This window comes from Mucilaginibacter sp. GW822-FHT03E02 (assembly GCF_058801545.1).
This window is the reverse complement of sequence record NZ_JBXANJ010000001.1, coordinates 5406616-5418200: the sequence shown is the minus strand read 5'-3', so window position 1 is coordinate 5418200 and position 11585 is coordinate 5406616. Positions and strand designations below refer to the sequence as shown.

General features: G+C 41.8%; 9 protein-coding genes. 4 read left to right on the top strand and 5 right to left on the bottom strand.

Annotated elements, in window-relative coordinates:
* Positions 1–31: 31 nt before the first annotated feature.
* The 4 genes from AC1RM2_RS22490 to AC1RM2_RS22475 all read left to right on the top strand — a co-directional run bounded on the left by AC1RM2_RS22490 (position 32) and on the right by AC1RM2_RS22475 (position 5245).
* Positions 32–409, top strand: coding sequence for a BlaI/MecI/CopY family transcriptional regulator (locus AC1RM2_RS22490; protein ID WP_090651664.1), 378 nt, complete (start codon positions 32–34; stop codon positions 407–409).
* Positions 410–415: 6 nt separating this feature from the next.
* Positions 416–2344, top strand: a complete 1929-nt coding sequence (locus AC1RM2_RS22485; RefSeq protein ID WP_492987402.1) for a M56 family metallopeptidase — start codon at positions 416–418, stop codon at positions 2342–2344.
* Positions 2345–2533: 189 nt separating this feature from the next.
* A complete protein-coding gene (recN, locus tag AC1RM2_RS22480) occupies positions 2534–4258 on the top strand; it encodes a DNA repair protein RecN (RefSeq protein WP_492987401.1) in 1725 nt (574 codons plus the stop codon).
* Between the two features lie 174 nt (positions 4259–4432).
* Positions 4433–5245, top strand: coding sequence for an enoyl-ACP reductase FabI (locus AC1RM2_RS22475; protein ID WP_492987400.1), 813 nt, complete (start codon positions 4433–4435; stop codon positions 5243–5245).
* Between the two features lie 75 nt (positions 5246–5320).
* Here AC1RM2_RS22475 and AC1RM2_RS22470 read toward each other — a convergent pair whose 3' ends face one another.
* The 5 genes from AC1RM2_RS22470 to AC1RM2_RS22450 all read right to left on the bottom strand — a co-directional run bounded on the left by AC1RM2_RS22470 (position 5321) and on the right by AC1RM2_RS22450 (position 11533).
* Positions 5321–5719: a hypothetical protein gene (locus AC1RM2_RS22470; RefSeq protein ID WP_492987399.1), complete on the bottom strand. Its 399-nt coding sequence runs from the start codon at positions 5717–5719 to the stop codon at positions 5321–5323.
* Between the two features lie 72 nt (positions 5720–5791).
* Positions 5792–6487: a GDSL-type esterase/lipase family protein gene (locus AC1RM2_RS22465; protein ID WP_492987398.1), complete on the bottom strand. Its 696-nt coding sequence runs from the start codon at positions 6485–6487 to the stop codon at positions 5792–5794.
* A gap of 243 nt (positions 6488–6730) precedes the next feature.
* Positions 6731–7219: a hypothetical protein gene (locus AC1RM2_RS22460; RefSeq protein ID WP_492987397.1), complete on the bottom strand. Its 489-nt coding sequence runs from the start codon at positions 7217–7219 to the stop codon at positions 6731–6733.
* Positions 7210–8853 (bottom strand): hypothetical protein, encoded by a 1644-nt coding sequence (locus AC1RM2_RS22455; RefSeq protein WP_492987396.1) that lies wholly within the window; start codon positions 8851–8853, stop codon positions 7210–7212. The genes AC1RM2_RS22460 and AC1RM2_RS22455 overlap by 10 nt, the downstream gene beginning before the upstream one ends.
* 145 nt (positions 8854–8998) lie before the next feature.
* Complete coding sequence (locus AC1RM2_RS22450; RefSeq protein WP_492987395.1) at positions 8999–11533, bottom strand: ATP-dependent Clp protease ATP-binding subunit; 2535 nt, start codon at positions 11531–11533, stop codon at positions 8999–9001.
* Between the last annotated feature and the right edge of the window lie 52 nt (positions 11534–11585).

Sequence of the window (11585 nt, the reverse complement as noted above, 5' to 3'; positions counted from 1 at the left end):
ATTTGTACGAAGAAATTCGTATTAAAATAAAATGGATATAAAAGCAACAGAAAGCGAGCTGGAAATTTTACAGGTAATCTGGAGGATGGGACAATGCACCGTGCGCGATGTACACGAAGAATTGGCCAAAACTAAAGATGCAGGCTATACTACTACCCTTAAACTAATGCAGATTATGCATGATAAAGGTATGGTTGAGCGCGATACCACCTCTAAAACACATTTATACAAAGCTTTATTTACACAAGAGCAGGCGCAAAGCAACGCTTTGGATAAAATATTGTCTACTGTGTTTAAAGGCTCCACATCCGATCTGGTGATACAGGCACTTGGCCAGCACCGGGCCTCAAAGGATGAGATAGATGCCATTAAAAACTTTTTGAATCAGTTTGATCAGGATAAAAAATAAAACGTTATGGAAAGTGTGTTCTATAATATAAGCCAGGTTTTGGGTATCACCATTATCCACTCATTATGGCAGGGGTTATTGGTTTGGTTTGCTTTGCGCCTGTTACTAACCTGCGCGCCATCGTTATCAACCATAAAAAAACATAACACCGCTATGGTTGCCATGTTGGCTATAAGCGTGTGGTTTGTTTACACCTTTGTAAACCAGCTACAGGCGCATGTTTGGGTAAATTTAGCGGCAGCAAACGCCCCTGCCCTGTTACCTGCACTTAACCTGCCCTTGATTAACATCCATTATACAGCACAACATAATTATTACTATTACGCCATCGAGGGTTATTTGCCCTACATATCGGCCATCTACTTTATCGGGCTCACCTTCAATATTTTAAAAATGGGGCTCAACTGGCAAAAAATCAACCATATTAAACGCACCATGATGCCATCTGATACCGTGCAGGTTTACGTGGATACACTTTGCCGCCAAATGAACATTAGCGAATATGTAAGCGTAAACATCAGCCGTTTTGTGGATGTGCCCTGCATGATTGGCTTTTTTAGCCCGATAATATTGCTGCCCATTTCGCTCACTACTTACTTATCTGCCGACGAGATAAAATCTATTTTATTACATGAGCTATCGCACATCAAACGTAACGATTACCTACTCAACCTGTTGCAGCAGTTTATGAGCATATTGCTTTTCTTTAACCCCTTTGCCCAATTAATTAATAGGATAATAAACCAGGAACGCGAAAACCGGTGCGATGACCTGGTTGTACAAACCACTGCCCAGCCCTTAGTGTATGCGCATGCACTATTAAAACTGGAGCAAAAAAGGCAGGTAAACCTGCAAATGGCACTTGCCGCCACCGGGAAAAAATATCATTTATTAAACAGAATTGAACGGATCATGAAAACCCAAAAACCAATAGGCAACATACGCCACCTTTTAGTGGCTGTTGCAATACTTACCGCCGGCATCAGCAGTATTGCCTGGCTTAACCCTACCATAGCTGATGGCAAAATAGCCATCAAAAAAGTAAAAATTACCTACCCAACCGTATTAAAAGAATTACTGGCCGATACCACCCGCAAAAAGGCTGTTAAAGCCAAAAGGGTTGTAGCTAATAAAACTGCCATCAGGAACAAACAACTTGCCGAAGAACGTTACAGCAACTTTGATGATAAAGAGTTGAACAGGTTAACAGCCGAAGTTGATAAGTACGCAAAACAGATGGATAAGTACTACAACAGCGCCGATTTTCAAAAACTACAAAAGCTGATGGAAGAGAAAGGCGAAGCCATGGAGAAGTTTTACAACAACCCGGAGTTAAAGAAGATACAGGAAGAACAGGAGAAAATAGCCGAAGACTTTCAGAAAAACTGGGCCGAAACCGGTGAAACCACCAAAATGAGCGAGCAAATGGGCAAGCTTGGCGAAAAAGTTGGCGCCTACTATAACAGTGCCGAATTTAAACGTATGAATGCCGAGCTGAGGAAAAAATATGGTATAAAAGGCGAATATCATGATGACCGCAAGGATGAAAACTATCGCAAATATCAAGACGAACTGCAAAGCAAAATATCGCCCGAGGTAAAAGAGCAAACCGAACAATTGAAAAAAATGGGCGAGGAAATGCGCGGTCATTATGACTCACCAGAATTTCGCAAAAAAAGCGAGGAGCTTAGGGTAATGAGCGATAGTTTGAGAAAAGCCTTCCGCAACCCGCAAATGGAAGAGCAAAAGCAGGAGATGAGAAAACTTGGCGAACAAATGCGGGGCTACCAGGATAATGCCGAAATGAAACAGGCAAAAGCACAATTACGTGAAGCCAGTAAAAAATTGCGCGAATATACCAACAGTCCCGAATTTAAAAAGCGCATAGCCGAAGCCAAAAAAGAGGCTTACCTGATGGACAGTGACAAAGAATAATTGAAGTGCCAAGTCCGAAAGTCGGAAAGTCCGAAAGACCCAAGTCTGGATTGCATTTTTGACTTTCGGACTTTCCGACTTCCAACCAAAGACCAACACTAAATTATTTAGCAATAATTTATTAAATTTTATTTTAAAGAAGCTTAATGCTTAATTTAGTATCCTTAATAAAATAAGGATACTTTTTTTATGCTTCAAAAGCTAACCATCAATAATTACGCGCTGATTGATAACCTGGAGATAAGTTTTGGCGAGGGCCTTAACATACTCACCGGCGAAACCGGCGCAGGTAAATCGATCATTTTGGGTGCACTGTCGCTTATTTTGGGGCAGCGTGCCGAGAGCCGCTACTTTTTTAACCAGCAAAAAAAATGCGTTATCGAAGGTTCGTTTAAAATCAGCGGCTTTCACTTAGGCTCCTTTTTTGAAGAGAACGACCTGGACTACGAAGCCGAAACCGTTTTACGCCGCGAGATATCTGCCGATGGTAAATCGCGTGCTTTTGTAAATGATACACCGGTAAACCTTACATCGCTTAAGCAATTAGGCGAAAAACTGATTGACATCCATTCGCAACACGCCACATTAGAGATTAACGACCCGGAGTTTCAGCTATTGGTGGTTGATTCGGTAGCCAAACACGACGATTTGCTGAACGACTACCGCACTAAATACCGCGCATTTAAAAAAGACACCGGTAAGCTTACTCAATTGATTGCCGAAAGCGATAAGGCCAAAGCCGACCTGGATTATTTTCAGTTTCAGTTTGATGAACTGGAAAAAGTTAGCCTGGCGGCCGACGAACAGGAGCCGCTTGAAAAAGAACTGTATGCCTTAAATAATGCCGAAGAAATAAAACGTAACCTGTACGGAGCATACTACCTGGTACAGGAAAGCGAAACCGCCGCCCTGGCACAACTGCGCGAGGCGGGGCAGCAATTAGGCTCCATAGAAAAATTTGATACGCAGATTGAAGAACTGCACCAGCGATTGAACAGCGCTATTATCGAATTAAAAGATATCGCCGCCGAAATAGAAGGCATTGAACAAAAAACGCACACCAACGATGCCAGGGTTGATGAAATTAATACCCGGCTTAGTTTGATATATAACCTGCAAAAAAAACACCGGGTAAATAGTAACGCCGAACTATTGCAGATACAGGATGACCTGTCAGAGAAAATTCAACAGGCTTTGTTTGGCGATGAAACCATCGAAAAATTGCAAAAACAACTTGCTGCCGATAAAGCTGAGCTTGAAAAACTGGCAGGCAAATTAACTGCAAACCGCCTGAAAGCCATCCCTGCTATCGAAAAACAGGTAATTGATACCCTGGCCGAAATGGGGATGGGAAGCTCGGCGTTGAAGATTGAAAACATAGTCCGAAAGCCGGAAAGTCCGGAAGTCGGAAAGTCAAATCATCTTCCGGACTTCCGGACTACCGGACTTTCGGACCATCTCACCAAAAACGGTGTAGACCAGGTACGCTTCCTGTTCTCGGCCAATAAGGGGCATGCTTTGGCCGAAATGAGTAAAGTAGCCTCAGGTGGCGAGCTTTCCCGGCTGATGCTGAGCCTTAAATCTATCATTGCTAAATACACCGCCCTGCCAACAATTATATTTGACGAGATTGATACCGGGGTATCCGGCGAAGTAGCCAACAAAGTAGGCACCATTATGGAGCGCCTTGCCGATAATTTACAGGTGATAACCATTACCCACCTGCCGCAAATTGCCAGCAAGGGTAAAAACCATTACTTTGTTTATAAGGACGATAGCGCGGCAACTACCTATACCCGCATGAAACAACTGGATGCCCAGGAGCGTATATTGGAAATTGCCAAAATGCTGAGTGGTGATAAACCGGGCGAAAGCGCTTTGCAAAATGCGAGAGAGCTACTTAGTAGTAAGTAGTAAGTATCAAGTAGTAAGACCGGGAAGTTTTGGACAAAAGCTTTTGGCCCCCTGGACTTTCAGACTTCCTCCCTTATTACGTGATATGCGAAGAAAAATCTTACTACTTGATACTTACTACTTACTACTATAAAAACTAATATTAACTTTGCTCTAATTACATAAACTCAAAACATGGCTTATAATTTATTAAAAGGCAAAAAAGGTATCATATTTGGTGCCCTTAATGAGCAATCCATCGCCTGGAAGGTAGCGCAGCGCGCTGTACAGGAAGGTGCCGAAATTGTATTATCAAACGCGCCTATTGCATTACGCATGGGCGAACTCAATAAACTTGCCGAAGAATGCAATGCGCCCGTTATAGGTGCCGATGTTACCAGCAATGATGACATCAACAACCTGTTTACCAAAACAAAAGAACATTTTGGCGGTGGTGTTGATTTTATCCTGCACTCTATCGGCATGAGCATCAACGTGCGTAAAAACATTCCTTATTACGAAAACAACTACGATTTTACCCATAAAGGTTTTGATATTTCGGCCTTAAGCCTGCACCGCATTTTACAGGCAGCCATGAAGCATGATGCCATTAATGATTGGGGATCTGTAGTGGCGTTAAGCTATATAGCCGGCCAGCGTTATTTCCCGGGCTATAATGATATGGCCGATAACAAAGCCGTTTTAGAAAGCATTGCCCGTAACTTTGGTTACGAATACGGCGTAAGCAAAAAAGTACGCGTGAATACCATATCACAATCGCCAACCCGCACCACTGCCGGGGCTGGCGTAAAAGGCTTTGATGGCTTTATTGAATTTGCCGAAAAAATGAGCCCGCTTGGCAATGCCGATGCCGACCAATGTGCCGACTACTGCATTACCCTGTTTAGCGATTTAACCAAAATGGTTACCATGCAAAATCTTTTCCACGACGGCGGTTTCTCCTTTACCGGTGTAACGCAGGCTGTTATAGATCAGATGGCGAAATAAAAAATCTCATCAATCATAAAAATGGAGCCTTGCAATGCAAAGCTCCTTTTTTGTTAAAAATAAATGAGTTTCTTTTTAACTACCCTCTACCAACAAAACTTTTACGGTTGCCGCCCCAGGTTTAACCGGTGCCGAACCAGTGCTTGTTTGAGCATCTATCTGGATAGATCCTTTTACATAGCTGAAGCTATAAGCTGTGCCGCCATAAACTTCTGGCACTTGCTCATAAGTTGTGCCCCCATCAAATGAAATGTAAACCAATACAGCATCGTGAGCAAGGGCATAACTATCAATTTCGGGAACGTCCAATACTGTTGAGTAAGTGGCGCCGTTGTTTCCTAAAGCCCAACCGGTTGATCCATTGACAGTAAAAATAATGGTCTGGGTAGTATTTGGCCCAACAATGGTTTCTTTTTTACATGATGTAGCTGCTAATAGTATCGTGCAGCAAATTAAAGTCAAGATTTTTTTCATAATGTTTCGATTGTATATACTGTAAGAACAATATAATTAAAAAAGGTTTAACGGAATTTGAGATAATTTATTTCAAAACATATTTATTACGCATTCGGTAATATATTTTTCCAGCTGCTTTTTCCATAAATAATAGCCATAAGGAGTAAGGTGGGTACCATCGGTAGTTGCAAGGGCGTTTAGCTTATTATCAACCAAAAAACAATCATACATATCTATATAAACCACATGGTTGGCTATACAGTAGTTTGCCATCCTGCGGTTATAGGCTTTTATCTTCTGGTTAAACTGGTTATTCAAAGTAGGTAATACCGATTGCACATACAGCCTTGTTGCGGGCGAGACAGCTTTGGACACCGTACACATTTCCACAAAGTTATTGTAGGCATTGTCCATACTCTTGCCGTTGCGTACATCATTTATGCCGGCTTCTAAAAATATCTTTGGCGGTTTACGTGCAATTATCCTCTTTAGGTTTTTCAGAACTCCATCCGTCTCCAACCCGGCAAAGCCCATGTTTTTAAGGTGGATGTTATCAAAGGTGCTTCTTAACGCGAAGCCTTCGGTTAAGCTTGTACCAATAAATATAATTTCCTGGCTGTCTTTTTGTGTACTAAAAAGGGCATACCATTTTTGCTTTTCAAACTGATGCCGGCGCATGTAACCAAAATAAACTTTACGATCGATAAAATAGCCCACAGTTATGATATTCAGCAGTACTGAAATAATGAAAAGCCATTTATAGATCAATCTTTTATTTACCGGCATAAAAATTATTAATGCGTCATCCCACACACCCTGTTGGCGATAAAGATACAATTAACAAGAATGTACAGGCAGCGAATATGGTGCGAATAAATTCATTCGTTATAACAAGCACCCTTAAACTTTATTCATCGAAATTATGTTCTTCACTCTGGCTATTGACTTTTTTAGCTGGAAGAATGGCCAAAGCATAGCAGAAGGTTCCCCCCGCCGGAGGTAAATAAATAAGGTAAGCGTACTTAGCCTTTATTGTTGGGGTGCCCAATACTTTTTTATGATGGGATATGGCTCTATATCTATTTTAGGATCATCTAACCTTAACCGTTGTAAAATGCCACAAATTATATCAACAACCTGGTTAGGATTGTAAAAGATTTTTTGCCCATTTATGGGTTTACATATTTCTGAATTATCAATCGAAAAATAAAATGCTAACGAATGCGTCTTAACGTTAATTTTTTCTCGAAACTTGTATCCTATAATAAAATCAAAATTATATTTCATCGTATCGGGCAAACTACTTATAACTTTATATTTAGTTATTTTATGTTCCCTGTTAATGTCAACTTTTACCACAGCATACGTCCACTCACAATTCAACTTCAGGTTATCAGGCAGTGTAAACTTATTACCAACAAAACCAATGAAATCGCTATACTTCAAAGCAGATTGGGCTTTAACTGTTAAAGAGCATAAAACCGCTCCCCAAATAAAACAAATTTTGATTATGGACATGGCGTACCTGATTTTCCGGTTTTATAATCCTTATTAGTGATCGTTATATTATTTTTATCTGCCTGCGGAAGGCTACTGTACGTACTCAATGCATCTTTTTCCAACCCTCCCCATGTCAAGGCATTTGCATCAGCCTGGCTGAGGCTTGGGTACATTGCCCTCAGTTGTGTTGCCATAGATGAAAAATAATTACGCGCCATATCTAAATGTTGATTTAATATAGTGTGACTATAAGTCAAATAGGCATGAAACGCTTCGTGCATTATTGTTGCAGTTACATATTCCTGAGAAGCACTTTGTAATCCCGGATGATTTAATGTAATCCTAATATCCATAGCCGTGGTAACTATTCTTCCGTTAACATTTTGTTGGCTCGAATTATCCACTTGGGTTACTCCGTCAACCGTTGGACTTGTGAAAAAACTACTTGGCGCGTCAAAATAACTTAAATTAAAGTTTGTATTGCTGTTAAAAATAGACACCATAGATTCATTTAATTTAAATATAACATCTTTTGCTACAGCGGCATTAACTTTATTTCTCAAACAAGGATCATCTGTTATATTATTGGTGATTGTTTTACTAGTAGTGGTCGGGCAAGGCACCTTCCCGCTCGGCGGCGGAAAGCCATTGCCACCATCAATAGGTGGTGTAACAAACTGTACCTTTAAATCATTTACCGAAAGACCACCTGAATTTTTAACATTTTGCACCGCACTCCCCGATCTTGGAATACAAGGTGTTGGAGGAATGGGCTTCGTTGAAGTACCGCCGCCGGTACCACCGGAGGTGGTACCAGTCGTAACGCCACTGCCACCACCGCCACCACTTCCATCATCATAATAAGAATAGCTGTTTGTACATTGTGTACTTAGGGTTACAGGTGCGTTGGTAACCGTTTGCCCCGCACTGTTTGTATATGAACTTGTTTGTGTCCAGGTTATGCAAGTGGTCGTTGTAATAATAACTATTTTATTGGTTTTTAAAGCTTGGGTAGCTTTAGCATGTGCCGCATTGACGGAAGCCGTCTCATCATCGCCCGACATCTGACTTATAGCTACCCCATTTTTATACTTCCAGCCATTTACCAATTTGCCTATTGGCGTAGTATATATCACCGTCCCGCTAAAGTCGCTATCGCGTTTGTTGTATTCATTGTTATTAAGTTTGTCAAGATCACCTTTCAAGTAATCATCATCGGCTATTATGGTCATGATATAGGCATTATACTTACCAAGCTCATTCAGTAACAAAAACCAACTACGACTATTCTTTTGAGTGATAGCTTCATCGTTTAGGTTTGCCGATAGTATGGGGCCGGCCTCCATCGGCATTTCTATCACATCTGCCTCAAAGCGGCTATATATTGCCGGATTATTCCAATCCGGGCTTACCAGTTGGCTGAAATCAGCTCCGCTTGAATCCAGGCTGCTTACATTTTTACCAGCAAGCGATTTTTTTGGATAAGCGCTCTCATACCATGATTTCGCTTGTGCAACAGGCGGACTTAATACAGCCTTTGGGTTGCCAGTTTTGGCATCTTTTTTACAACTGTATGCAAAAAATGCCACCACCAAACATAAGGCAGCAATGCTTGAGCGAATAAATGATTTTTGGGTATTGTATTTTTTCATGACAAGGTTACAGGTATTATTAATGCAAGATAATATAAATCAATCATAAATGCAATAATAATTAAATATAATCTCCAACAGCCCACCCAACAAAAAACCCCGCCTGCTTGCACAAACGGGGTCGTATTTTAAAATAAGAACTTGCTTATTTGGTTTCCTCTTCGGTTGGGGTTTTGCTTTCGCCTTTTTCGTCGATGATGGTGATCTGGCTGGTTTCTTTGTCGAAATCAACTTTCATAATATCACCTTCGCTCAATTCACCTTTCAGTATCTCTTCGGCAATTGGGTCTTCCAGGTATTTCTGGATAGCACGTTTTAACGGACGTGCGCCAAATTGCGAATCGTAACCTTTTTCGGCGATGAATTCCTTGGCGGCTTCAGTAAGCTCAATTTTGTATCCCAGGCCATTTACGCGGCTAAACAAGAATGCCAGTTCGATATCGATGATCTTGAAAATCTCGTCTTTACCCAATGAGTTAAACACGATAACATCATCAATACGATTCAAAAACTCAGGGGCGAAAGCACGTTTCAAAGCGTTCTCGATAACGCCTCTTGAATGTGTATCGGCCTGTAAGTTTTTAGCATTGGTGCTGAAACCTACACCCTGCCCAAAGTCTTTCAACTGGCGGGCACCGATGTTCGATGTCATGATGATGATGGTATTCCTGAAATCAACCTTACGGCCCAAGGAATCGGTTAGCTGGCCTTCATCCAATACCTGTAACAATATGTTGAATACATCCGGGTGAGCTTTTTCAATCTCATCCAGCAATACTACAGCGTATGGTTTACGGCGTACCTTTTCGGTAAGTTGGCCGCCTTCTTCGTAACCTACATAGCCCGGAGGCGCTCCAACCAAACGAGATACCGCGAATTTTTCCATGTACTCGCTCATATCAATTTGTATCAACGCGTCTTCGGTATCAAACATAAAGCGGGCAAGCTCTTTGGCAAGCTCGGTTTTACCAACACCGGTGGGGCCCAGGAAAATAAATGAGCCAATTGGCTTTTTAGGATCTTTTAAGCCTGCACGGGTACGTTGTATGGCACGGGTTAGCTTTTTGATAGCATCGTCCTGGCCAATAATTTTGCTGGCAACAGTATCTGCCATATTCAATAGCTTTTGGCTATCGGCCTGGCCTACCCTTTGTACAGGGATGCCGGTCATCATAGATACTACTTCGGCAACATTATCTTCGGTTACTGTATAACGTTTTGATTTGGTTTCGGCTTCCCAAACAGCTTTGGCCTGGTCAAGTTCGGCAATCAAATTCTTTTCGGTATCGCGTAGCTGGGCAGCTTCCTCGTATTTCTGGCTGCGTACAACCTTGTTTTTCTCGATTTTTATCTGCTCAATCTTTTGCTCAATATCCAGTATATTTTGTGGCACATGAATATTGGTTAAGTGAACACGCGAGCCCGACTCGTCTAAAGCATCGATAGCCTTATCCGGTAAAAACCTATCGGTAATATAACGGGTGGTTAGGTTAACGCAGGCATTGATAGCTTCGGGGGTGTATGTTACACCGTGATGCTCTTCGTATTTCTCTTTGATGCGGTTCAGGATCTCGATAGTTTCAACAGGGGTGGCTGGCTCAACCATTACCTTTTGGAAACGACGGTCCAATGCGCCATCTTTTTCGATGTACTGGCGGTATTCATCTAAAGTAGTTGCGCCAATGCATTGAATTTCGCCCCTTGCCAAAGCAGGTTTAAACATATTTGATGCATCAAGCGAGCCCGAGGCACCACCTGCACCAACTATAGTATGAATTTCATCAATAAATAAAATTACATCAGGAGATTTTTCCAGTTCGTTCATCACCGCTTTCATCCGCTCTTCAAACTGGCCACGGTATTTTGTACCGGCAACCAACGAGGCTAAATCAAGCGTTACCACCCGTTTGTTAAACAATACACGCGATACTTTACGCTGTACAATGCGCAGTGCAAGGCCTTCGGCAATAGCCGATTTACCCACACCCGGCTCACCTATTAGTATAGGGTTGTTCTTTTTACGGCGCGACAGGATTTGCGATACACGCTCAATCTCTTTTTCGCGCCCAACAATCGGGTCAAGTTTACCATCTTCGGCGGCACGGGTTAAATCGCGGCCAAAGTTGTCCAATACCGGGGTTTTTGATTTAATGTCAGATACCTTTTTAGGCTGGCTGAATGATTCTTCTTCTTTAAAGTCGTCATCTCCGCCGGTTGGTGATCCGGGCATTTCGTCGGTTACATCGTTTTTATGTGATTCCACTTCACCTTTAAACACCTCGTAGTTTACGTTAAACTGTACCAATATCTGCGATGCGATATTATCCTCATCGCGTAATATAGATAGCAACAGGTGCTCGGTTCCAATTACATCACTTTTAAATATTTTGGCTTCCAGATAAGTAATTTTTAATACTTTTTCAGCTTGCTTGGTCAGGGGGATGCTGCCTATGTGTACATTGGTTCCAATGGTACCTTTAACGGCATCTTCCACAGCACGGCGAAGCTTTGCAGTATCAACGTTCAAACCTTTCAGCAATTTAATTGCTACGCCATCACCATCCCTGATGAGGCCCAGTAAAAGATGTTCCGTTCCTATATAGTCGTGCCCAAGGCGTAATGCCTCTTCTCTGCTGTATTGAATGACATCCTTAACCCTCGGCGAAAATTTAGCTTCCATATATACCTTTCAATTATTATGAACGCCGCAATCTATAAATTTTGTTTTTACA